Origin of the sequence: Bradyrhizobium sp. USDA 241, from assembly GCF_049739505.1 — a bacterium.
In the GTDB taxonomy this organism is placed as follows: domain Bacteria; phylum Pseudomonadota; class Alphaproteobacteria; order Rhizobiales; family Xanthobacteraceae; genus Bradyrhizobium; species Bradyrhizobium liaoningense.
The window spans coordinates 4,440,801-4,464,328 of record NZ_JBMGPZ010000005.1; the positions used below are offsets into that span (position 1 = coordinate 4,440,801).

The following is a 23,528-nucleotide window of genomic DNA, read 5'->3' on the forward strand; positions in this document are numbered from 1 at the left end:
CGGGCAACTTCACTTAAACAATAAACAGGAGGAACCGACCCATGACGATGAAGTCCCTTTTGAGCACCGCATCGCTCGCGATTGCGATCGCCGCATTCTCGGCCGGCGCGCAGGCGCAAATCGCGATCGGACATCTCGCGGACTATTCCGGCGGCACCTCGGACGTCGGCACGCCCTTCGGGCAGGCCGTCGCCGACACCTTCGCCTGGGTCAACAAGAACGGCGGCATCGGCGGCAAGCAGGTCAATCTCGACACCAACGATTACGGCTATCAGGTGCCGCGCGCCATTGCGCTCTACAAGAAGTGGTCGGCGCCCGACAACAAGGTCGCCGCGATCATGGGCTGGGGCACCGCCGACACCGAGGCGCTGACCGGCTTCCTTGCCCAGGACAAGATCCCCGACATGTCCGGCTCCTATGCCGCCGCCCTTACCGATCCCGAAGGGGTCAGCGGCAAGGCCAAGCCCGCGCCTTACAATTTCTTCTATGGCCCGAGCTATTCGGACGCGCTGCGCGCGATGCTGATGTGGGCGGCCGAGGATTGGAAGGCCAAGGGTAAGCCCGGCAAGCCGAAATTCGTGCACATGGGCGCCAACCATCCTTATCCGAACGCGCCGAAGGCCGCTGGTGAAGCCATGGCGCAGGAGCTCGGCTTCGAGGTTCTGCCGCCGCTGGTGTTCGCCCTCACGCCGGGTGACTACAGCGCACAGTGCCTGAGCCTGAAATCCTCGGGCGCCAACTACGCCTATCTCGGTAACACCGCCGCCTCGAACATCTCGGTGATGAAGGCCTGCAAGACCGCCGGCGTCGATATCCAGTTCCTCGGCAACGTCTGGGGCATGGACGAGAATGCCGCCAAGACCGCGGGCGATGCCGCAAACGGCGTGATCTTCCCGCTGCGCACCGCGGTGAGCTGGGGCGGCGATGCGCCCGGCATGAAGACGGTGATGGAGATCTCGAAGATGTCCGACGCCACCGGCAAGGTCTATCGCCCCGTGCATTACGTCGCGGCCGTCTGCTCAGCGATGTACATGAAGGAGGCGATCGACTGGGCTGCCAAGAACGGCGGCGCCATCGGCGAGAACGTCGCCAAGGGCTTCCACCAGAAGAAAGACTGGGTGCCGGCCGGGATGGAAGGCGTCTGCAATGCCTCGACCTGGACCGATAAGGACCATCGCGGCACGCTGAAGGTGGATCTCTATCGCACCAAGATCTCGGGCGCGACCGACGGCGACCTCAACGACGTCATGGCCAAGGGCACGATCAAGCTCGAGAAGGTCAAGACGGTGGAGCTGCCGCGCAAGCCGGAATTGCTGGGGTGGTGAGGCCTGCTCCAGCCACGCACACAACTGTCGTCCCCCGCGAAGGCGGGGGATCTAGTACGCCGCGGCTTCTCGATGAATCTCCGGCGTCGCTGGAATACTGGGTCGCCCGGTCAAGCCGGGAGCTATGGCGGAATCTGGGTGATGACGGTGTGAGGAAGGCGGCGTATCGAGGCGGGTGACGAGCCTGCCAGAACCTCTCGAGGAGAGCGATACGCCATGACCGAGACTACCAATGTTCTTGCTTTCCGTCAGCCGTCCGCGGTTGATGATCCACTGACCGATATCGTTCGTGCCGGCGCGCGGGACCTGCTTGCCAGGGCGATCGAGATCGAGGTTGGCGCGTTTCTGGCCAGCACGGCCAATCTGACGCTGCCCGACGGTCGAGCGCGCCTGGTCCGACATGGGCACGGTCCGGTGCGCGAGATTGCGACCGGCATCGGTCCGGTGGAGGTCGCTCGTCCCAAGGTCCGCGACCGCGGAGCGAGCGGGCCAGGCGACCGCCTCCGCTTCAGTTCGGCAATCCTGCCGCTATGGGCGCGGCGGACGAAGAGCCTGGATGCCTTGATCCCGGTCCTCTATTTGCGCGGCATCTCGACCGGCGACTTCCAGGAGGCGCTCTCGGCGCTGCTCGGCAAGGATGCGCCGAACCTGTCGCCTTCGGTGATCGCCGGCCTGAAGGCCGATTGGCAGGTCGAGTACGAACGCTGGCAGAGACGCGATCTGTCGGCGCGTCGCTATGTCTACATCTGGGCCGATGGCGTGTACCTGCAGGCCCGCATGGAAGATCACAGCGAATGCATGCTGGTGCTGATTGGCACCACGCCGGAAGGCAAGAAGGAGCTGATCGGCTTCCAGGTCGGCGTGCGCGAGAGCGCGCAGAGCTGGCGCGAACTCCTGATCGACCTGCGGCAACGCGGGTTACGGATTGCCCCGCAACTCGCCATCGGCGACGGCGCCCTCGGCTTCTGGAAGGCACTGGACGAGGCCTTTCCCGGCACGCGGCACCAACGATGCTGGTGCCATAAAGTGAGCAACGTACTCGACAAGGTCGCCAAATCCGTGCAGGGCCCCATGAAGAACGACCTGCGGAACATCTATCTGGCCCCACACCGGGCCGAAGCTGAAACCGCGATCGACGTCTTCGTCGAGAAATACCACGTCAAATACGGACGTGCGGTGGAGTGCCTGATCAAGGATCGCCATGCGCTGCTCGCCTTCTTCGACTTCCCTGCTGAGCACTGGATCCACCTACGCAGCTCGAACCCGATCGAGAGCGTCTTCGCCACGGTGCGCCACCGAACGGTGCGGACCAAGGGATCGCTGTCGCAACAAACTGCGAAGCTGATGGTGTTCAAGCTCATCGACGCCGCATCGAAGACCTGGCGGCGATTGAAGAGCACGAACCAGTTGCCGAAAGTCATCGCCGGTGTAAAGTTCATCGACGGAATCGAAGTCATTCCGAACACTGAAAGCCACGCCGCCTGATCAGGCCGCGTCACCCAAAATCAGCCATAGCTCTCAAGCCGGGCGACGACAGCGGAGTTTTGAAGCATGACCGATACCCTCGAAGCATCCCGCGCCAAGCCAACCGCCGTGGCGTCCGCTCCCCTCCTCGCCGTGCGCAACATCGAGGTCGTCTATGACGACGTCATCCTAGTGCTGCGCGGCCTCAGCCTCGACGTGCCCAAGGGCGCGATCGTGGCGCTCCTGGGCGCCAACGGCGCCGGCAAGTCGACGACGCTGAAGGCGATCTCCGGGTTGCTCAAGACCGAGGACGGCGAGGTCACGCGCGGCGAGATCCTGTTCGAAGGCGAGCGGATCAACGGCATCGACCCCGACAAGATCGTGCGCCGCGGCATCTTCCAGGTGATGGAGGGCCGGCGCATCGTCGCCGACATGACGTCGCTGGAGAACCTCAAGCTCGGCGCCTTCACCCGCAGGGACAGCGAGGTCGATTCCGACCTCGACATGGTTTTCAACTACTTTCCGCGCCTGAAGGAGCGCACTGGCCTTGCCGGCTATCTATCCGGCGGTGAGCAGCAAATGCTCGCGATCGGCCGGGCTCTGATGGCGCGCCCCAAGATGATCTTGATGGATGAGCCTTCGATGGGCTTGTCGCCGCTGCTGGTGAAAGAGGTGTTCTCGATCATCCAGAAGATCAACCGCGACCTCGGCGTCACCATCCTGCTGGTCGAGCAGAACGCGCGCGCTGCGCTCTCGGTGGCAAGCCACGGCTACATCATGGAACAGGGCAAAGTCGTGCTCGACGGCAGCGCCGACGACTTGCGCGACAACGAGGACGTCAAGGAGTTCTACCTCGGCGGCGCCGGCGACCAGCGCAAGAGCTTCAAGAACCTCAAGAGCTTCAAGCGGCGCAAGCGCTGGCTGTAGCGTTTTCAAGCGAAGTGGGAACCAGTTCGCGTGAAGAAAACGCGTCGATACAAAAGAGCTTCAACTCTCAAGCACCTGTTCCGCTTCCGTGACTGCGCAGAGAACATGATAGAACGACGACGCAGGAATGATGTCGATCAGCGATTTGCCGTCGCGATCGAACTGATCGTACCAGCCGCCCTTCACGGGATGGCTGAGATAATGCCGTTCGAGCCGCACCAGCGCGGCGCGCGCCTCATCCGCCGCCCCCACCTCGCCGGACTCGGCTTGCGCGATCCACGCCTTCGCGATCTCGGTCTGCGGCCACAGCCGGCGCGTGCTGCGGCGGACGTTGCCGACGTCGTCCCCCTCGTCGATCAGGCAGCCCGTGGCCTCGTCGCGATAGCGCAGCGCGGTCGACAGCAGTTCGGCACGCCGCGGCGCGGTCGGGCAGCCCGTGATGCGCTCGAAACCCTTCAGCAGCCAGACCCATTCCGCCTGGTGACCGGGCTCGACGCTGACCGGCTCGATCTTCGACCAGTTTTCCTCGAAGTACTCGGTCAGGATGCGCTTCTGCTTGTCGTAGAGATTGGCCAGGAACAGTGCGAAGAATTCTCCGGCACGGTTCTGGAACGACAGATCGTGGGTCGCCTCGAAGCACGCGATCATCGCCTCGAACAGATGCATGTGCGGGTTCTGCCGGCGCGGCAGCGAGACCGGAAGGCCTTCGTGAACGCCGCCATGCGGCGAGCGCAGATGGCCGTCGAGGAAGGCGAGCAGCGCATCGATCTCGGCACGGACCTGCGCATCCTGGTCGAGGGCGTAGACGGCCGCGAGCGCAAAGAGGACGAAGGCGTGGTCATAGGCATCGCGCCGGGCATCCAGCACCGCTCCCTCGGGCGTCAGCCGGTGCACGTAGCCGGGCCGGCCATCGGGCGCCTTCGCTCTGGCCAGCAGATGCTCCAGCCCCTTCAGCGCGATGCCACGCCCCTCAGGATACCATCCCATCTGCGCCGCCTTGGCGTAGCACCAGATCTGGCGCGCCTGCACGAATACGCGCCGGGGCGCGGCCGCATCCGCCGCGCCGTCGCGGTGCAGCCGGTCGATGAAACCACCCGCAGCCTGATCCCAGCCGACCGTCGACCACAGCGGCAGCGCCTCGTCGATCATGCGGCGCTTCAGGCGCGCGACGACGTTCGACGCCTCGTCCGCCGCAATGATTCCTTCGTCCGCCATCGGGTCCTCTCTCGGCCTCACCAATGGCGGTCTGATACCCATGCTGGTGGCGGCGCGCAACGGATGCCAACACGGAAAGAACAGCCATGACCGCCCATTACGACGCCCGCGAGACCCGTGAACAAGCAGCGCGCGAGGCCGAGCTGTTCTCCGGCCTGCCAGGGGTGCTGCGAGCCGCGATGGCCGCCCCGGCCTATGCCGAGCGACTCAAAGGCTGCGATCCCGCCGCCGTGACCTCCAGGGCGGCCCTGGCGGGCCTGCCGGTGTTGCGCAAATCGGAGCTGCCAGCCCTGCAGAAGGCCTCTGCGCCTTTCGGGGGCCTCGTCGCAGGACCTCCCGGCTCGTTCGCCCGCCTCTTCACCTCCCCCGGCCCGATCTTCGAGCCGGAAGGACAGCAAGGAGATCCCTGGCGCGGCGCAAGGGCGCTGTTCGCGGCCGGGTTCCGCCCTGACGATATCGTCCTCAATACCTTCAGCTACCATCTCACCCCCGGCGGCTTCATCTTCGACGCCTCCGCACGCGCGCTCGGCTGCGCGGTCATCCCGGCCGGCCCCGGCAATACGGAACAGCAATTCGAGCTGATCGAGGCCTACCGGCCGGTTGGCTACAGCGGCACTCCGGATTTCCTGAAGATCCTGCTCGACGCCGCAGCAAGCTCCGGGCGCGACATCTCCTCGATCAAGCGGGCGCTGGTCTCGGGCGCCGCGTTCCCGCCCTCGCTCCAGGCCGAGATCAAGGCGCGCGGCATCGACGCCTACCAGGCCTTCGGCACCGCCGATCTCGGCCTCATCGCGTTCGAGACTGAGGCGCGCGAGGGCATGGTCGTGAACGAGGACCTGATCCTGGAAATCGTCAAGCCCGGCACCGGAGATCCGGTTGCGCCGGGCGACGTCGGCGAGATCGTCGTGACCTCGCTCGATCCGCACCATCCCTGGATCCGGCTCGCCCTCGGCGACCTCACCGCGGCCCTGCCCGGCACGAGCCCATGCGGGCGCACAAACATGCGCATCAAGGGCTGGATGGGCCGCGCTGACCAGACCACCAAGGTCAAGGGCATGTTCGTCCGGCCCGAGCAGATCGCCGAGATCGGCAAGCGCCATCCGGCGCTCGGGCGCCTGCGCCTCGTCGTCACGCGCCAGGGCGAGACCGATGCGATGACGCTGAAGGCCGAGACGGCGGCGGCGAGCGATGTGCTGCGCGAGGAGATCGCGGCCAGCTTGCGGGCGGTGACGAAACTCGGCGGCGTCATCGAGCTGGTCGGTCCTGGCGCGCTGCCCAACGACGGCAAGGTGATCGTGGACGAGCGAAGCTGACCTTCGTCTAGCCCGTCCTATTCGTGAGAGTGCGGCTTTTGGGCCCGATTGATGCGGCCGCACATCTTGTCTGACGAGGCGCACAGGATTGCCTTCGGCTTTTCGCCGCCTGACGACCGGTACTTTGCAACGCGCTTGAGGGATGGGTTGGGCGAACGGGGGCGGACGCCCCGCCGGTCAAGGACCGAGCGGCAGCAGCGCGCCGGGCAAGCCGCAGATCAGGTCGGCTTCGGGACATGCCGCGGCAAACGCAAGGCGAATGCGGCTCGTGGTCTCGACGACACGGGCGGCGATTTTCAAGAGCCGAAGACGCAGCGTCGCGAACTCGGCAGCGGCCAATTCCCGGGCTTTGGAAATGGCGTCGCGCACGGTCAGCATCAGCCAATAAGCGGCCGTATGGAGCACGAGACGGACCTGGTTGGCGAGCGCCGAACGGCAGCTGGTGCGATCGGAGGCGAGCTGCGTCTTATGCAGCTTGATCAGATTCTCGGCTTGGCCGCGCGCGCAATACAGGCTGTCGTAGATCCACTCGGCCGAGCCGACATCGAGGCTGGTGACGACGAAGCGGATGTCGAGGCCGAGCATCGTCGCCTCAATACGGGCGACAGTGCGCCGTTCGCGATCCCAGGACTTTGCCTTGTGGCGCGTCTCGGTATAGCCACGCAGAACCGGCAGGTTCTCGATGGCGCGTCGCGTGCGGATGTCGTCGGCGACCTCGTCGACTTTTCTGGCGAGAGGCTTGGTGCCGGACAGACCGAAGATGTAGTCGATGCCGTTGGTCTCGCACCACGCCATTGCCTCCGGCCGGGCATAGTGCCCGTCGCCACGGAACGTAATTTGCGTGTTGTGCCATCGCGTCCGGATATGCCGTACCAGGCGGCGCAGATGGGCACGCACCTCGACGCCGCCCGGCGTCTTGCCGGGCCGCAGCACGACGGCCACGGGCCGGCTCTTCTCCGTGTCGTAGACGTGGATCGGCAGGAAGCAGCGTTCGTCATAATGAGCGTTGAACAGCGAGAGCTGCTGATGGCCGTGGACGACGTCGCAGGTATCATCGATGTCGAGCGTGACGGATGCCGGCTCGCGCGGGTAGCTATCCATCCATGCGTCGACCAAAGTGTAGGTCAGCCGGATCACGTCGCGCAGGCGCGGAGCATTCTCCAGCCGCGACAGCGTCGGCTGGGAACACAAATCCCGGCCCGTGTCCGGTAGGCGACCGCAGGCCAGCTTGAATGCCGGATCGGACCTCAGATGATCGAGGTCGTCGGCGTCCTCGTAGCCGCAGCAGATCGCGAACATGCGAGCGCGGAACATATCGACCAGGCTGTGCACGACCCGCGTCGGATCGCGCCGATCCGGGAACACCCGGGCCAGATTGTTGGCCAAACCGAGACGCCGCTCGGCCATCGCCAGAAGCATCACGCCCCCGTTCGAGGTTAGGCGCCCACCATCGAAGGCAGCTGTGACTTTCTTGGCGTGAACGGCTGGAAACGAGAAGGGCGGAATCGTATCGTCGGTCATGGCGGGCGTGGCGTTCGCGGTTGGAGGTGATGGGGTTGGCTTCGCAACCGAATCCTACGCCGCATCAGCGCTTTACCCCTCAGGCGCACTCTTACGAATAAGACGGGTTAAGTTGAAGAAAGATTGAGTGACTCCCGATCATTTCTGTGCCGAAACGTGGAGTCGCGGTCGTGCCGCGTCCAAAGAAACCGGCGCGAGCGGCCTATTAGACGCGGTAGGTGCTCAGCCTCCGAAACGAGACTATCAAGCATGAAGAGATCGAGCGCGAGGCAGAGGTTTTATTTGTGTTGAATTCTTGCTTCTCGATAGTGGTCTGAAATCGTATCATCGGTCATGGCGGGCGTGGCGTTCGCGGTTGAAGGTGATGGGGTGGCTTCGCAACCGAATCCTACGCCGCATCAGCGCTTTACACCACGCTCGCCAGCCTCTCAGGCGCCCTCTCGCGAATAAGACGGGCTAGCAACAGCGAATATTTCAGCAAAGACGGGCCCCGTTGAGGCAGATGTGCGCAGAAACCCCAGAATATCCGGGATATCAAGCGAGTGATGGCGGCCGAGTACAAGCCGCGAGCTTTCGGCGAAAGTCTATGCCGGTCAATGCCGGTTTGCGCGGCTCGGCTACAAGCCCGGCGGTCGTGCCGGCTACTCGCTAGTGCGAGAGCTCGTCGATGAAAGGATGCAAATAAGAGGGGTGATGAGAAGGGGAGACCGCAAGTACATCCTCACGGACCACATTCGGATAAAACCGGGCGATCCGTGCGAGGTAACCGTCGTGAAGTGGATATTCGACAGGTTCCTGGAGGCCAGGTCTGAAACCGTGATTGCTTGGGAGCTCAACCAGAAAGGGCTCGTCTCGAGCACAGGGATGCTATGGACGCGCGCTGCGGTTGACATTCTTCTCAGAAACGAGGGCTATATCGGAAACCTCATCTTCAACCAAAAGTCTCGCAAGTTGCGACAGAACACCGTGATCAATCCGCCTGAAGAATGGCTCAGAAGCGAGGGTTGCATCGAACCCATCATTGATCGCGAGGTCTTCTTCAGCGTCGGGAAGATTATCGAGGAGCGCCGCGTAGACCTTTCAGAGGAGGAAATGCTCGTTCGGCTGCGCCGAACTCTTCTCAGAGAAGGGCGCCTATCCCACAACGCCGGTTAGTAAAGTTTTCTGCAGGGAACCAATGTTTAGAGGTCCGCGTAATGTCGCACCTTAGGCGTGCTACGTTTTTCCGTAGGAATCAGTATTATCTAAGAGCCACGCTGGCTGAGCTATGCGGGATTTTGGGTGACGAGGCGATCAGGCGGCGTGGTTTTCCGGCACTTGGATGACCTCGATGCCGTTTTCGAATCTGACACCTGCGCTGACCTTCGGCAACTGATTTGTGCCTTTCAGCCGCCGCCAGGTCTTTGATGCGGCGCAGAGCAGCTTGAACACCATCAACTTGGCAGTCGTTGACGATAACGAACCTTTCGTGCGCACCGTTCTGTGCCGGACCGTCGCGAACACGCTTTCGATGGGATTCGTCGTCCGCAAGTGGTCCCAATGCTCGGCGGGGAATTCGTAGAACGCAAGCATTGCGTCGCGATCTTTCGTCAGGCACTCGACCGCCTTGTCGTACTTCGCTCCGTATTTCTCGGCAAAGACATCGATCGCCACTTCGGCCGAAGCTCGGTTGGACGCCAAATAGACCTCGCGCAGATCCTTCTTCATGCTGGCCTGTACCGACACTGCGACTTTGTTCAAGATATTCGCGGTTTTGTGCACCCAGCACCGCTGATGTCGCGTGGCGGGAAAGACCTCGTCGAGCGCCTTCCAGAAGCCGAGCGCGCCGTCACCGACGGCGATTTCCGGGGCGATCTTCAGCCCTCGGGTTTTCGCCTCGACGAGCAGTTCGTGCCAGCTCTGCGTGCTCTCGCGCACGCCGACCTGGAAGCCGATGAGTTCCTTCTTGCCTTCCGGCGTCGCGCCGATCAGCACCAGCATGCATTCGCTGTGGTCTTCCATGCGAGCCTGCAGGAAGACGCCGTCCGCCCACACGTATACGTACCGGCGCGCCGACAGATCGCGCTTCTGCCAACGCTCGTACTCGAGCTGCCACTCCGTCGTCAGTCTGGAAACCACCGCCGGAGAAAGATTCGGCGCATCCTTGCCCAAGAGCGCCGCCAGCGCCTCCTGGAAGTCGCCCGTCGAGATGCCTCGCAGGTACAGAACCGGCAAAAGTGCATCCAAGCTCTTCGTGCGCCGTGCCCACAACGGCAGGATCGCCGAGGTGAAGCGGATCCGCTCGCCATCGCTGGTCACCGCGCGATCGCGAATCTTTACCCGGGCGACTTCGACGGCGCCGATCCCCGTCTGGATCGTCCGCACTGGACCATGGCCGTGTCGCACGAGGCGGTCGCGGCCATCGGGAAGCTTCAAGCCCTTCATCGCGGCGAGAAACGCCTCGGCTTCCATCTCGACAGCCTGCGCAAGCAGCTGCCGAGCTCCAGATCGCAAAATATTCGTCAGTGGATCGTCGATCTCATCGGGCTGACGCAGTGGGACAATGTTGCTATGCTCGTTCATGGCGTATCGCTCTCCTTGAGGTTCTGGCAGGCTCGACACCCGCCTCGATACGCCGCCTATCTCATTCCGTCATCACCCAGTTTCCCGCATAGCTCCGCTGGCTTTTCCTGTGGGTTATATATTTCATGGGCCTCATGTCAGACCTTAATCTGCCACCTGTCTTGCTGGACAACGCGACGCGTGCGGAGATGACAGCGAGCTGCCGGGATTGCGACCGAATCCCGAAAGTCCCCGACTCGGGGAAGGTCATTTCGTTTGAAGGGAAGCCCATTCAGATCATGCACAACGGAGTCCGTGTTGTTGCCGGCGGCTACTATGGCGAATGGATGACCGGGATCATCGAGAGGCTCCGAGGACATCACGAACCTCAGGAAGAGGTCGTTTTTCATGAAGTGTTGAAGCATCTGCCACCCACGGCTACCATGTTGGAACTGGGCGGCTTCTGGTGCTACTATTCGCTTTGGTTCAAGTCGCAGCATGGCGACCAACGACAGGCCTATGTCGTGGAACCCGACCCCAACCACATCGCCGTCGGCCGCGCCAACGCAGCGCTGAACAATCAAGAGATTGCGTTCGTGCACGCCTGCGTCGGCCCAGAACCAATTTCGGCCGTGACCTTCGCCACCGAATCCGCTGGCGATATCCGGATTCCGCAAATCTCGGTCGCCAGCCTGCTGCGCGAGTACCGAATTTCAAAGCTCGATATCCTGCATTGTGACACCCAAGGCGCGGAGACTGCCATCATCCGGTCGTGCGAGGTGCTGCTTCGCAGCAACGCCATCCGATTCGGAATCTTCTCGACGCACAGCCATCACATCAGCGGTGATCCCCTGACCCACCAGCGTTGCCTGGCGATGCTGAAAGACTTCGGCGGCAAGATCCTCACCGAGCACGATGTGCACGAAAGCTTCAGCGGCGATGGCCTGATTGCCGCCTATTTCGGCACCGAACCGCTGGACTGGGCAAAGCCGGCCATCAGCTTCAACCGGTATTCCACCAGCCTGTTCCGAAATCCGCTCTACGATCTCGCCGCCCTCCGGTAATTTTCGAGGCTGGAAGGCGGTCAGGCTACAATGGACTGGCCCGGATTGCTGCTGTAGACGTGCCGACGTTCGCTCGCGAGCGCAGCCACTCTCTGATGAAATCGATTCTCCAACGGAGGTTCGGCAAATCGACTTCTGGCCCGACTGTCGTCAAAATGATCGGCTCTTATAATTGGGCGTTACGTTCATCGGCCTTGGCAACGTGGTGGTCGGCTTCGATCGTTGTCTACGGGAGAGTAACCGCCCGTGGAGACCGGCCGGTACCCAGCACCGCCAGAGGACCGGGGAGCCCGGGGAACGTGTTTATCCTAACACGACACGTATCTAAAATGTCAATGAAGGCCGCGAGCCGCGGACCGGACTTTCGTCTTGAACAGGTGGGGCATGTCCCATAAGGCTAGGTGGCATCCAGGACCGGTACAATGACCGAGGTTCGCGTGAAAAAACGAGCATTGGTCACGGGCGGCGCAGGCCAGGACGGTTGGTATCTGATCGACCTCTTGCTTTCGCGTGGCTACGATGTGTTTGCCCATTCGAGAATTGCGGTCGACCCCATCTTGCATGGCGGCCGGGTGAGCTGGCGTGTCGGCAGCCTTACCGACGAAACGTTCTTGAAGAATTTGCTGGCGGAAACTGGACCCGACGAGATCTACAATCTCGCGGCCGTGTCGCGGCCAGCAATCTCGTGGGACATCCCGATCGAGACCGCGCTACTGAATGCGTTGGTGCCGCAGCGGATCTGCGAGTACATCCGCCGCGAGTTGCCGGCGTGCCGTTTGTTCCAGGCCTCCTCGTCGGAGATCTATGGCGATACCCGTACTGCGCTCCAGGATGAGGAAACCCGGACCAATCCGGGTTCCCCCTACGGAATCTCAAAGGCCTACGCCCACCAGATCGTCGGCGCCTATCGACAGCAATATGGGCTGCATCTGTCGTGCGGCATCCTGTTCAATCACGAGAGCCCGCGCCGCCCGCTCAATTTTGTGTCACAAAAGATAGCGCATGCCGCGGCGGCGGCAGCACTTGGCATGACCGAAACGCACGAACTCGACGAACGCGGCAAGCCGATCCTGTCCGGCGGCAAACTCTATCTCGGCGATATCAATGTGCGCCGCGACTTTGGCTTTGCCGGGGATTTTGTCGAAGCCATGCGGCTCATCGTGCAGCACGCCACGCCAGCGGATTACGCCGTCGGCACCGGCCACGCCCATTCGATCGCCGAATTCTGCGAGGCCGCCTTCAAGGTGGGGGGTCTCGACTGGACCAAACACGTCGCCATCGATAAAACCTTGCTGCGCAAGGTGGACAGCCATTTTACCCAGGCAGATCCCTCCAAGCTTCAATCTCAGCTTGGTTGGAGGCCAAAGATCGATTTTCAGGCGCTGGTTGAAATGATGGTGCAGGAGAGAATGCGAATACTGATGACGTCATTGGCCTCCGCAGACGCGACGCGCCCTTAGTCGCCACCACCACATGGAACAAGGCGTTTGATTGATCTGGAGGATATATTCAAATGTACATCGGATTTGACATATCCCAAACCGGGTCCGGTAAGACAGGCTGCGGGTATTTTGCACACGCCATGATCAAGGCCATGCTGGCGATCGCTCCGCAGCACCGGTACGCGCTCTATCCCAGCTTTGGTGATTTCTTTTTCGACGCCAAAATGCCGGTGTTGAATCCGTATAGCGGCGAGCATGTGAACTATGGACCTCGCCACCTGACGCGCGAGACTGCGCGCGCCTTCTGGAACCAGCCTGAACTAGAAGTGGCGCTCGGCCATCCCGACATCATCCACGCCAACAATTTCTGGACGCCGGTGCAGATCGTCTCCGGCCGGTTAATCTATACGCTTTACGATGTAGGGTTTACGGTAAATCCCGACTGGACCACCGAGGTCAACAGGATTGGCTGTTTCGACGGCATTTTTCGTTCGTCCGTGGCAGCGGACTGGGTGGTGGCGATCTCGGAATATTCTCGCGAGCATTATCTAAGGCTTTTCCCTCACTTCCCTAGCGATCGCGTGCGTGTCGTCTATCCCTGCTCGCGCTTTGATGATTCAACTCAGCAGGGTTCGCCGCCTACGGCAGTGAAGCGCTTCGGCACCGGCGAATTTTGGCTGAGCGTCGGCACGATCGAACCGCGCAAGAACCAGCGCCTGCTGGCGCTGGCCTATGCGCGATATCTTGAGGCCGGTGGACGCCCAATCCCGCTGGTACTTGCCGGCGGCAAAGGCTGGCTGATGGAGGATTTTCAGGAATACCTGGCAAAGCTCGGAATTTCCGATCGCGTCATCCTGACTGGTTATGTCTCCGACAACGAGTTGATCTGGCTGTATCGCAATTGCTATGCCAGCCTTTATCCATCCGTGTTCGAGGGGTTCGGATTACCAGTGCTGGAAGGCATGCAATTCGGCGCGCCGACATTGTCCTCGAACGCAACCTCGATGCCCGAGGCAGCGGGCGACGCCGCCATGCTGCTCACGCCGCACGATCCGGACGTCTGGACGCAAGCCATGCTTGACCTCGCGTCTGATCAGGGCAAACGGCATCAACTGGCTCTCGCCGCACGCGCACGGGCGAAGCACTTCAGTTGGGAACGCAGCGCCGCTTCGGTGCTTGCGATTTACGAAGAAGCCATGCGCTCGCCCAAGCGAGCGAGCATGAACCAAACCATGTCCCATATGGGCGACCCGCTCGTCGAGAATGTAGGCTGATGTCCAAGAACGACAGGATTTTCGTTGCTGGTCACCGCGGAATGGTCGGTTCAGCAATCATGCGCAAGCTGCAGAGTCATGGATATACCAATATCATCACACGCGCCCACGACGAACTTGACCTTGTACAGCAGGCCGACGTCAGGACGTTCTTTGCCAAAGAGCGAATCGACCAAGTCTATATGGCCGCGGCGAAGGTCGGCGGTATTCTCGCAAACAATACTTATCCGGCCGAATTCATCTACGAGAATTTGATGGTCGAAGCCAACGTCGTCCATGCGGCGTGGCGAGCGGGCGTCAAGAAATTGCTGTTTCTCGGGTCAAGCTGCATCTATCCGCGACTGGCGCCGCAGCCGATGGCGGAAAACATGCTATTAACCGGCGTGCTGGAGCCAACCAACGAACCGTACGCCATTGCGAAGATCGCTGGCATTAAACTCTGCGAATCGTACAACCGTCAATACGGCACCGACTACCGCAGCGTGATGCCAACCAACCTCTACGGTCCAGGAGACAACTATCACTCCGAAAACAGCCATGTCATTCCCGGCCTGCTCCGACGGTTTCACGAGGCCAAGCAAAATGCTGCCCCTGAAGTTCTGATCTGGGGAACGGGCTCGCCGATGCGCGAATTCCTCTATGTGGAGGATATGGCGGAGGCCTGTCTGCACGTCATGGAGCTTGATCCGGACAGCTACGCGCGCAATACCCAGCCTATGCTGTCGCACATCAATATCGGTACCGGCGAGGACCTCTCGATACGGGATCTCGCCAAAACCATCGGCGAGGTCGTCGGTTATCAGGGACGAATCGCCTTCGACACCACCAAACCGGACGGCACGCCACGCAAGCTGATGGATGTCGGACGCATGAAAAGTCTGGGCTGGCGACCGCAGGTCGGGCTTCGCGACGGGCTTGCCCTCGCCTACGCCGACTTCCTGGCGAGCATGAGACGCTGAGGATGTCGATACCGCCCATCGTCACGATCGCGGTGCCTTCGTACAATCAAGGTCGCTTTCTCCAAGACGCGCTGGCCTCCATTTTCGATCAGGGTTTGCCGGTCGAAGTCTTTGTTGCCGATGCCGGATCGACCGACTGTTCCCTCGATGTCATCAAGGCATTCGAAAGCCGGCTGGCTGGCTGGCGCAGCCACCCCGATCGCGGCCAGGCTGCAGCCATCAACGAAGGCATCGCCGAAGGAACTGCCCCCTATGTCGGATGGCTCAACAGCGACGACACGCTGCTCGGCGGCGGACTGAAGCAACTCATCGACGCGCTGCAGCGACAGCCCGGCGCGCCGGCGGCCTATGGCAAGGTGTGGAATTACGTGGAAGCCACGGAAGTGAAGCAACCGGTGTGGGTCGAGCCGTTCAGCGAACGCCGCCTTGCCCTGCGCTGCATCGTCTCGCAGCCGGGAACGCTCGTAAGACGCAGCGCGTGGGAGTCTGTCGGCGGCCTTGACGACAGCCTGCGGATGGCGATCGATTACGATCTGTGGTGGCGGCTATACAAGAATTTTGCGCCGCTAGAATTCGTCGATGAATTCGTCGCGCTCAATCGCGACCACGCTGACACCAAGACCAACACCCAGCGGCAGTTGCACTACTGCGAAGCCATGGCAATCGTCCGCAAATATCATGGACGGGTGCCGCTCAAATGGTGGCTGGCGCAGCCCTATGCGGTCTGGCTGAAAGCCGCTGCCAACGCGTTCCAGCGTTCCTGAAAAGCGGCAGAGCCACGGCTCCGCTCAACCCGGAACCGGGACTCTGGCTTTGTTCGATCCGACTACAACTTGAAACCGGCGCCGGCGGCGTCGTCGGCGAACATCTTCACGGTCTCGAGCGAATAATCGTCGAGATTCTTGCCGACCAGCGAGAGCTTTTTCAGGATGTCATTGGTCACGGTGATGACCTGACATCCGATCGTGTCGGCGTGAAAGATGTTCAGCAATTCGCGCGGACTAGCCCAAATCAATTCGGATGCCGGCGCGACCTTCAGCAGTTCCACGGCTGCCGCCATCATCGGCAGCGGATCCTGGCCGGTATCGGCGACGCGGCCGGCGAACACCGACACGTAACTCGGCACGTTCGGATCGAGCGCGGCCACGACGTCGCGCACCTGGGTCAGGGTCATCAGCGCGGTGACATTCAGCTTGACCTTCTTGGCGGCTAGCTTTTCGATCAGCTTGTAGCTTGTCTCCCGCTTGGTGTTCATCACGGGTATCTTGACGTAGACATTCTTGCCCCAGCTCGCGATCTCCAGCGCCTGACGCTCCAGATCCTCGAATTCGTCAGAGAACACTTCGAGCGAGATCGGCCTGTCCGGAATGGCTTTCAGAATATCGAGCGAAAAGGCCTTGTAATCGGTGATCCCTGCCTTGCGCATCAAGGTCGGATTGGTCGTCAGACCTTTGATGAACGGCTTTGCATACATTTCCAACATGCCAGCCTTGTCGGCGCCGTCGGCGAAGATCTTGACGCTCAGGTCTTCAAATTTTTTCATGTTCGCTCTCGCTCTCTATGATTGTCAGAGCCTCAAGTGTCGAAGAAACTCTGTGGTCGTATTGGATGGGCGGCGGTTCTCGGTAGGCACGATCAATGAAGATGGTCCGGCTGCCCGCGGCAATGCCTGCCTCGACATCGCTGCGGCGGTCGCCAACCATGTAGCTGCGCGCCAGATCAATGTCGAATTCCGCGGCGCCGGTCAGTAACATTCCCGGCCGGGGTTTCCTGCAATCGCAGCCATCATTGTTGTCGTGGAAGCAAACGAGGAAGCGATCGATTGCCGGAATTTCACGCGCGATCAGGTCATTTATGCCTTCGACCGTTTCTCGGGGCGTCGTTCCGCGTGCCACGTCGGGCTGGTTCGTGACCACGATGAGGACGAAGCCACGATCCTTCAGACGCTGAAGCTGCTCGCGCAGCCCGGGATAGACTTCGACGTCCTCGACCCGCGCCGGCGGGTAAGATTTGCCGTCGCGGATCACCGGGTGATTCAGCACACCGTCACGATCAAGAAAGATCGCCTTCGATTTCATCTGGTCGGGCTCACGGTCCCGACCGCGGATTCCCACTTCGTCTGGTTCGCCTTCAGCTTCGGGTGCGAGACCAGCAAATGCCAGACCACCGCCTGAAACGCTTCGGAATGCGGCGTGACGTTTTCGGGGTTCACGGTCGGCACGATCACGCACGCGTCGGCGACCTGGGCAGTGTAGCCGCCGTCACGCCCAACGACGCCCATGATCTTCGCGCCAACGCTCTTTGCATGCTGCAAGGCCATCACGAGATTGGGGCTGATGTTCTTTTCAAGATTGCCGCCGCCGACGGAGAAAATGAAAATCGCATCCTTGGCCAGCAACTTGCTGATCTTCAGCCATTCCACGAAGATCGTGGCCCAGCCCTCGTCATTGGTGCGCGCGGTCAGTTCCGACACGTTATCAGTCGGCGCGTAGCATTCGATGCCGACGATCTTGCGGAAATCATTCACGGCATGGGAGCAGTTGCCCGCGCTCCCGCCGACGCCGAGGAAGAAGATCCGTCCGCCGTCGGCCTTCACCGTCGCAAGCAAGTCCGCCATCTTTTCGATCGGCTCCAGATCCATCTTCCCGATAATCTCGGCCGATTCACGCATGTGCTGCTCAGCGTAACCCATTACTATTCTTCCCCCTTGAAATAGTCCGCCGCTTCGGCGAGCCCCTTGTGTGAGCCGATCTCATAAAACCGCTCGTGAACTTCATAACCCGCGAGCTGTCCCGACAGCGACAGCTGGTGATAAATGTCAGCCAGATCAAACGGCCCCGTCGTGTTTTCGTCCGCTAGCACCTGGGCTGATATGGCACCAAGACCGTAGTCGATGTGCCTCATGCTCGGCGTAGGCGCCCGTTTGTTATACTCCACAACGACGTTGTCTACGAAAAGGACGTTACTCTTGTCCCATTGGTCTGCATTGCGCTGCACTGTCATCAGCGCCGGCTTACCACTGTTCAGGAACGCCCGCTCGACGGAGCCAAAATCAATGGGCAGATAAGAATCTCCATACAGGACCAAAAACTGGGAGTCCAGAAGCGGAAGGGCCTGTCGCAGCGCCCCCCCGGTCCCCATCAGCGTCGGCCAGTCCCGTGAATAAGAAACCGACAGCCCATTGGCCGAGCCGTCACCGACCACCGCCTCGATCTGCTCCCCCAGAAAACCGACGCACAGCACGACCCGGCTGATGCCCTGCCCCCGTAGATAATCAAGTTGACGCAAGATGAAGGGCTTGCCGGCCACCTCGACCAGCGCCTTGGGAATGGTCTCGGTGATAGGACGCAATCGACTTGCCAGACCTCCCGCAAGGATGGCCACCGGCAGCTTCACGAGAACAGCACTTTCGTTCCCTCGAAGTCAAAAGCGAAACGCACCTCTTCGAGCCCCACCGCCGCCATGGCATGGCGCAGCTTGTTGCGGTCGTTGGCATAGAACAGCAGAAAACCGCCGCCACCGGCGCCGACGAGTTTGCCGCCAACTGCGCCGTTCTTCATGCCGAGATCATACCACTGATCGATATGGGCATTGCTCATGCCGCCGGATCGGCGCTTCTTGTGCTCCCAATGCTCATGCATCAACGCGCCAAACTCCGTCGTCTTACCAGATTCAAGAAGCGTCTTGCTTTTCAGTCCAAGCTCCTTGACGAAATGCAGGTTGGCGATCATGTCCTTGTCGCTGCTCTTGGTCTTGGTGTTCTGGTCCTTCAGGATCGAGCCGGCGCTGCGCGAGAAACCGGTGAAGAAAAGCAGCAGGTTGTCTTCAAGATCGAATTTCGTATCCATCGATATCTTCAACGGCTCTACATCGACGCGGTCGTCCGGATGGAAGGTGAAGCAGGTCAGTCCGCCGCAGGCGGCGATATACTGATCCTGCTTGCCAATGGGCTCCCCGAGGCGATCGATCTCGATTTCGCAAGCGAGCTCCGCCAGCTCCTTTGGCTCGATCTGGCGCATCCGGTGCACATAGAGCGCTTTCAGCAGCGCCGTGGTGAAGCTTCCCGATGACCCGAGCCCCGTACCAGACGGAATGTCAGCAAGCGTCGTGATTTCGACCTGCGGCGTCTTGAAGCCGAGCATCCGAATCGCTTCGCGGATGATCGGGTGCTGGACTTCATTGATGGCGTCGACGTGCTCGAGATGCGAATATTTGAGGTAGATTCCTTCCGTGAACGGCCGCATCACGTTGACGTAGACGTACTTGTTGATGGCGCCTGCGATCAGAAAGCCGCCGTGCTCGCGGTAATAGGAAGGCAGATCGGTGCCACCGCCGCCGAGACTGATGCGAAGCGGGCTACGCGTGGTGATCATATCCGGACATCCTGTAAATTCTTTCGATGATGGTCAGCGCCTCGATGGCATCGCGTAGTCCGGCGGATGGCGGACGCTTCAGCCGAATATCTTCCAGAAATTCCGCAAACTCCGTATCCCATGAATTATCCGCCATCGGGTATTCCCACGTCGTCGTTTCAGGCGGCCCCATTTCCGGAAGCATCTTGTAATAGGTCAGCCGCTCGATGCCATAGCTTCCGCCAAGACCGTTGATGTCGATCTTACCGTCGCGGCCGTAGATTTCGAACGAGAAGGTGTTCTTCCATTCGGTGCAGCTGGCGTGAAGAAAAGCGACTTTCTTGTCCGCCGTCTTCAGTAGCAGGAAGCCGTTATCATCGACTGGCATATCCCAGAAATAGGTCGTCGCGAAACCATCGATCTCGGCAAAATCCCCAAGAAACCAGCGCGCCAGATCGATCAAATGCGGCCCTTGATCGATCAACTCGCCGCCGCCCGATTTGGCCGGATCGGACCGCCATTCGCGATCATAGCCCACCCGCCCGCCATGGCCGTAGCGTGCGCGCAGAAACATCAGCGGTCCGAGCGCGCCTGAGGTGACAAGATCATGCGCTTTTTGCAGCGCACGGTGATAGCGATGATTGAACCCGACCCGCACGAGGCTGCCATTGGCGGCAGCGGTTTCGGCGAGCCCCGCAAGCTCGGCTGCGCGGCGTGCCGCTGGCTTTTCGATCAGGACGTGCTTGCCGGCCGCCACCGCACCCTTGGCTATTTCCGCGAGCGTATCGTGCAATGTCGAGATGATGACGATGGAGACCGCCGGATCGTTGACCGCCAGCTGCCAGTCAGTCACCGCCTTGCAGCCCGGCACCGTAGCTGCCAGCCGATCGGCTCGATCTTGCGCTATGTCGGCACAGACGACGAGACGCCTCCCGCCGAGCGCCTTCGCCCGTTTCTGACCGATCAGCCCGCAGCCGACGATTGCCACACCCGCCTGACCGCTCACCGGTCGCCCCATTGCTTGTTCCGGTCGCGACCAGTAATCCGCCGCAACGTGTAGACGTCGCTGGCGTTAAGCTCATCCAGATGTTTGGGCCAGTCTTCCCAGCGATCCCATTGCGCGGCGATCAGCTTGCCGGTGATGCCGTCGCTCTCGGACGACCCGAGAAAGACACAAAGTGCCGCGCCGACGTCAAGCGGCGTACCGCCTTCATCGGCAATCTTTTTCATCCGGTCGAAAAATTGCTGCCCGACCTTCTCCGGTCCGGCTTCGAGAAGCTGGTCCATCATGTGCGTGACCAGCGCGCCAGGAGCGATCGCGTTGACGTCGATGCGATCATTCTTGCATTCGAGCGCCAGCGACTCCGTGAACCGCACGACCCCTGCCTTCGATGCTGCATAGGCGGTGATCGCCGGCATTGGATTCGCCGCACCGCCACCGGAGATGTTGATGATCTTGCCATAGTGCTGCGCGCGAAATAGCGGCATCGCCGCGCGGGAGACATAGACTAGGCCGAGCAGATTGATCCTGATGGCATCGCCCCACTCGCTCCAGTCGACGTCCTCGATATTGCCCATCGGGCCGTAGATGCCGGCATTGTTGACCAGAATATCGAGACGCGGAAACTCCGCTCGGAGCTTTTCGAATATCCGGTCGACATCGTTGGGCTCGCCGACATCGCCGACGACAGTCACGACGCGCGCGCCGGAAGCAAGCAGCGGCGCGAGCGCCTGCTGCTGCTCCGCAAGCTTGTCCGCGCTGCGTGCGCACAGCAACACGCTGGCGCCGTTTGTCACGTACTGCCGGGCAATCTCGGCTCCCAGCCCCTGGCTGGCGCCGGTGATTAGCGCAAAGCGGCCCCTGAGTTTCATCGCATCTTACCCGCCACGATGTAATCCAGCCCGGATAGGTTGGCCAATTGCTTTGATACAAACGCGTTCTGATCGATCAGCATGGCCCGTTTCATGCTGGGGACAAGTGTCGCGAAGTCGAGCCCACGAAACTGCGGCCATTCAGTGGCCAGTACGACCGCCTCGCTGCTATCAAAAACCCCATCGGCCGAACTGGCGATCGTAACCGCCGAATTAAATGGCTCGGGCAGCGCTGCCACCTTCGGATCAAAAACGGTTACATCGACGCCCTCGGCCATCAGCTCCTCGATCACTTCAATCGCGACGGAGCGCCTGATGGCGTCAGTGCCGGCCTTGTAGGCGAGGCCAAGAACACCGACCCTCTTGCCAGCAAGCGCCCCGAGTTGCCGACGCAAATGCCGAACTACCCACCCCTTGTGATGGTCGTTGCTTTCCAGCACTGCCGCCAGCACGGGAACGCGAACGTCGCGCTCCTTGGCGATGGACTTCAAAAACTGCACGTCGCGTGCCAGCGTGCCGCCGCCAAACGCCGAGCCCGCCCGGACATAGGCTTTCTTGCCGATGCGGGGATCGAGCCGCAGCGCCGCCTCGACTTCGCTCATATCGGCAGAAACGCCCTCGCAAATACTCGCGATCTCGTTGGTAAAGGTGACGCAAGTGGCTAGATAGGAGTTCAGTGCGTGCTTCACCATCTCTGCGGATTCGACGCGGGTCCACAGCAACGTCTGACAGAACGGCTTCAGGACCGGCTCGATCACCTTGCGCGCACTATCGCCGCGAACGCCGATGACGATGCGCTCGGGCCCCGTGAACACCCGAACGGCATCGCCGAGCCGGAGATTTTCAGGAGAATAGGCAAACGAGACCAGACGCCCCGCCGCGACCGCAGCGAAATCATGCTCCAGCAGCGCCGTGCTGCCGACCGGCACCTGCGAGGAAATCAGAACGACCGCGCCATCTTTCAGATGTGGAAAGGTGCCGCGCACCCGGTCAAGCACATAGCCGACATCGGCGACGTCGTTGTCATCGACCGGCGTATCGAAATTGACCCAGAGCAGATCGGCCGAAGACACGGCTGCCGCAACATCATTGGTGAACCTGAGCGTGCCATCCTGCAGGTCCTGCGCCAGCAAAGCGTCGAGGCCGGGCTCGAACAGCGGCGCCTTGCCGGCGTTGAGCTCGGCAGCCGCCGCCGGTGTCTCAGCAAGACCCACCGTCGAAATGCCACGCGACGCGAGGCACGCAGCCGTCACCGTGCCGAGGTGCCACAGGCCATAGACGCAAACCCTCATGTCCGCGCCTCGACCACCCAGGGATTGGCTATCAGATATTCCAGCGTCGTCATCACGCCCTTCTCGATCGACAGCTTCGGCGTCCAGCCCAGCGCACGGATCCGGCGGCAATCGAGAAAGATAAACGGATTGTCGCCGATCCATCCCCGCTCGCCGCCGGTATATTCCAGCCTGGGTTTCAGCTGCAGGCGCTCGCAAATCCATCCGATCGACTGATTGACTTCGCAATATTCGTCCTGGCCGAGATTGAAGATGTTGACGCGATCAGTGGCGCGCTCGATCGCAATCATGATCGCGTCGATACAGTCCTGAACGTAGAGATAGGATTTGCGTTGCTTGCCATTGCCAAGCACTTCGAGCTTCGAGGGGTCCGCCAGCAGCTTCTGATAGAAATCAAACACGTGGCCGTGGGTGTAGCGCTCGCCGAGAATCGAGACAAAGCGGAAGATGAAGCCTTGAAAGCCGAACCCCTCGCAATAGGATGAAATCAGGCCTTCGGCTGCTACCTTGGAATTGCCGTAGAGCGAGGTCTGCACGGGGAACGGCGCAGTCTCCGGCGTCGGGAACACGGTCGCCTCGCCATAGACCGAGCCGGTCGAGGCGAACGCTATCCTCTTGATGCCGTTGGCGCGCATGGCCTCCAGCAAATTGTAGGTCGCGATCAGATTCTGCTCGATATCCTTGAACGGATGATGCGTGCCGAACCGGACATCGGCATTGGCAGCCAGATGAAATACCATATCGCAGCCAGCGATCGCCGCTCCCAGCTCATCGGTATTCAAGAGATCGGCTTCGACAAGCTTGAAGCTCGACGACTTCAGCGCGCCTTCGACGAAACGGCGCTGGCCGGTGACGAAGTTATCGTAGCCGACGACACTGTGGCCGGCCGCCAGCAGGCGATCCACGAGATTACTGCCAATGAAGCCGGCGGCTCCAGTTACGAAACATAGCATCAATGTCGTCCTGT

General features: G+C 61.1%; 22 protein-coding genes. 10 read left to right on the forward strand and 12 right to left on the reverse strand.

The window, feature by feature from the left end; translation table 11 throughout:
* Positions 1-41 precede the first annotated feature (41 nt).
* The 3 genes from ABIF91_RS43400 to ABIF91_RS43410 all read left to right on the forward strand — a co-directional run bounded on the left by ABIF91_RS43400 (position 42) and on the right by ABIF91_RS43410 (position 3,716).
* Complete coding sequence (locus tag ABIF91_RS43400; protein ID WP_028181438.1) at positions 42-1,325, forward strand: ABC transporter substrate-binding protein; 1,284 nt, start codon at positions 42-44, stop codon at positions 1,323-1,325.
* A 216-nt stretch (positions 1,326-1,541) separates the two neighbouring features.
* Positions 1,542-2,810 (forward strand): IS256 family transposase, encoded by a 1,269-nt coding sequence (locus ABIF91_RS43405; RefSeq protein ID WP_038952271.1) that lies wholly within the window; start codon positions 1,542-1,544, stop codon positions 2,808-2,810.
* 66 nt (positions 2,811-2,876) lie between these two features.
* The gene (locus tag ABIF91_RS43410) at positions 2,877-3,716 is read left to right on the forward strand and encodes an ABC transporter ATP-binding protein (protein WP_028182181.1); all 840 of its coding nucleotides are present in this window, start codon (positions 2,877-2,879) and stop codon (positions 3,714-3,716) included.
* A gap of 60 nt (positions 3,717-3,776) precedes the next feature.
* Here the strand turns inward: ABIF91_RS43410 and ABIF91_RS43415 are convergent, their stop codons facing one another.
* Entirely contained in the window at positions 3,777-4,931 is a 1,155-nt protein-coding gene (locus ABIF91_RS43415) for an AGE family epimerase/isomerase (protein ID WP_028182180.1), read from the reverse strand.
* An 86-nt stretch (positions 4,932-5,017) separates the two neighbouring features.
* Between ABIF91_RS43415 and ABIF91_RS43420 the strand changes: the two genes are divergently transcribed.
* Positions 5,018-6,244, forward strand: a complete 1,227-nt coding sequence (locus ABIF91_RS43420) for a phenylacetate--CoA ligase family protein (RefSeq protein ID WP_028182179.1) — start codon at positions 5,018-5,020, stop codon at positions 6,242-6,244.
* 177 nt (positions 6,245-6,421) lie between these two features.
* On the opposite strand, the gene ABIF91_RS43425 is transcribed toward ABIF91_RS43420, so the two are convergent.
* The gene (locus tag ABIF91_RS43425) at positions 6,422-7,765 is read right to left on the reverse strand and encodes an IS1380 family transposase (protein ID WP_424579610.1); all 1,344 of its coding nucleotides are present in this window, start codon (positions 7,763-7,765) and stop codon (positions 6,422-6,424) included.
* 651 nt (positions 7,766-8,416) lie between these two features.
* Between ABIF91_RS43425 and ABIF91_RS43430 the strand changes: the two genes are divergently transcribed.
* Entirely contained in the window at positions 8,417-8,920 is a 504-nt protein-coding gene (locus ABIF91_RS43430) for a recombinase family protein (protein ID WP_155252144.1), read from the forward strand.
* Between the two features lie 138 nt (positions 8,921-9,058).
* Here ABIF91_RS43430 and ABIF91_RS43435 read toward each other — a convergent pair whose 3' ends face one another.
* Positions 9,059-10,327: an IS256 family transposase gene (locus ABIF91_RS43435; RefSeq protein ID WP_014497957.1), complete on the reverse strand. Its 1,269-nt coding sequence runs from the start codon at positions 10,325-10,327 to the stop codon at positions 9,059-9,061.
* A 125-nt stretch (positions 10,328-10,452) separates the two neighbouring features.
* Between ABIF91_RS43435 and ABIF91_RS43440 the strand changes: the two genes are divergently transcribed.
* The 5 genes from ABIF91_RS43440 to ABIF91_RS43460 all read left to right on the forward strand — a co-directional run bounded on the left by ABIF91_RS43440 (position 10,453) and on the right by ABIF91_RS43460 (position 15,809).
* Positions 10,453-11,370 (forward strand): FkbM family methyltransferase, encoded by a 918-nt coding sequence (locus ABIF91_RS43440; protein ID WP_080659967.1) that lies wholly within the window; start codon positions 10,453-10,455, stop codon positions 11,368-11,370.
* A gap of 422 nt (positions 11,371-11,792) precedes the next feature.
* On the forward strand, positions 11,793-12,830 hold the full coding sequence (locus ABIF91_RS43445; RefSeq protein WP_035718228.1) for a GDP-mannose 4,6-dehydratase: 1,038 nt from the start codon (positions 11,793-11,795) through the stop codon (positions 12,828-12,830).
* A gap of 53 nt (positions 12,831-12,883) precedes the next feature.
* On the forward strand, positions 12,884-14,086 hold the full coding sequence (locus tag ABIF91_RS43450) for a glycosyltransferase family 4 protein (protein WP_051393943.1): 1,203 nt from the start codon (positions 12,884-12,886) through the stop codon (positions 14,084-14,086).
* Positions 14,086-15,045: a GDP-L-fucose synthase gene (fcl, locus tag ABIF91_RS43455; protein ID WP_028180339.1), complete on the forward strand. Its 960-nt coding sequence runs from the start codon at positions 14,086-14,088 to the stop codon at positions 15,043-15,045. The genes ABIF91_RS43450 and fcl overlap by 1 nt, the downstream gene beginning before the upstream one ends.
* Positions 15,046-15,047: 2 nt before the next feature.
* Positions 15,048-15,809 carry a glycosyltransferase family 2 protein gene (locus ABIF91_RS43460; RefSeq protein WP_028180340.1) on the forward strand — a complete coding sequence of 254 codons (762 nt, stop codon included), beginning with the start codon at positions 15,048-15,050 and terminating at the stop codon, positions 15,807-15,809.
* 62 nt (positions 15,810-15,871) lie between these two features.
* Here the strand turns inward: ABIF91_RS43460 and ABIF91_RS43465 are convergent, their stop codons facing one another.
* The 9 genes from ABIF91_RS43465 to ABIF91_RS43505 are packed head-to-tail and all read right to left on the reverse strand — an operon-like array spanning position 15,872 to position 23,514.
* Complete coding sequence (locus ABIF91_RS43465; protein ID WP_424579808.1) at positions 15,872-16,588, reverse strand: transaldolase; 717 nt, start codon at positions 16,586-16,588, stop codon at positions 15,872-15,874.
* Positions 16,575-17,123: a D-glycero-alpha-D-manno-heptose-1,7-bisphosphate 7-phosphatase gene (locus ABIF91_RS43470; protein WP_028180342.1), complete on the reverse strand. Its 549-nt coding sequence runs from the start codon at positions 17,121-17,123 to the stop codon at positions 16,575-16,577. Before ABIF91_RS43470 ends, ABIF91_RS43465 begins: the two co-directional genes overlap by 14 nt.
* Positions 17,120-17,716: an SIS domain-containing protein gene (locus ABIF91_RS43475; RefSeq protein ID WP_210163992.1), complete on the reverse strand. Its 597-nt coding sequence runs from the start codon at positions 17,714-17,716 to the stop codon at positions 17,120-17,122. The genes ABIF91_RS43470 and ABIF91_RS43475 overlap by 4 nt, the downstream gene beginning before the upstream one ends.
* A gap of 23 nt (positions 17,717-17,739) precedes the next feature.
* On the reverse strand, positions 17,740-18,441 hold the full coding sequence (locus ABIF91_RS43480; protein WP_028180344.1) for a nucleotidyltransferase family protein: 702 nt from the start codon (positions 18,439-18,441) through the stop codon (positions 17,740-17,742).
* Entirely contained in the window at positions 18,438-19,418 is a 981-nt protein-coding gene (locus ABIF91_RS43485) for a galactokinase (protein WP_028180345.1), read from the reverse strand. Before ABIF91_RS43485 ends, ABIF91_RS43480 begins: the two co-directional genes overlap by 4 nt.
* Positions 19,402-20,415, reverse strand: coding sequence for a Gfo/Idh/MocA family protein (locus ABIF91_RS43490; protein ID WP_035718229.1), 1,014 nt, complete (start codon positions 20,413-20,415; stop codon positions 19,402-19,404). Before ABIF91_RS43490 ends, ABIF91_RS43485 begins: the two co-directional genes overlap by 17 nt.
* Complete coding sequence (locus ABIF91_RS43495; RefSeq protein ID WP_028180347.1) at positions 20,400-21,269, reverse strand: SDR family NAD(P)-dependent oxidoreductase; 870 nt, start codon at positions 21,267-21,269, stop codon at positions 20,400-20,402. The genes ABIF91_RS43490 and ABIF91_RS43495 overlap by 16 nt, the downstream gene beginning before the upstream one ends.
* Positions 21,266-22,561 (reverse strand): UDP-glucose dehydrogenase family protein, encoded by a 1,296-nt coding sequence (locus ABIF91_RS43500; protein WP_051393944.1) that lies wholly within the window; start codon positions 22,559-22,561, stop codon positions 21,266-21,268. Before ABIF91_RS43500 ends, ABIF91_RS43495 begins: the two co-directional genes overlap by 4 nt.
* On the reverse strand, positions 22,558-23,514 hold the full coding sequence (locus ABIF91_RS43505) for an NAD-dependent epimerase/dehydratase family protein (RefSeq protein WP_028180348.1): 957 nt from the start codon (positions 23,512-23,514) through the stop codon (positions 22,558-22,560). The genes ABIF91_RS43500 and ABIF91_RS43505 overlap by 4 nt, the downstream gene beginning before the upstream one ends.
* Positions 23,515-23,528: the final 14 nt, after the last annotated feature.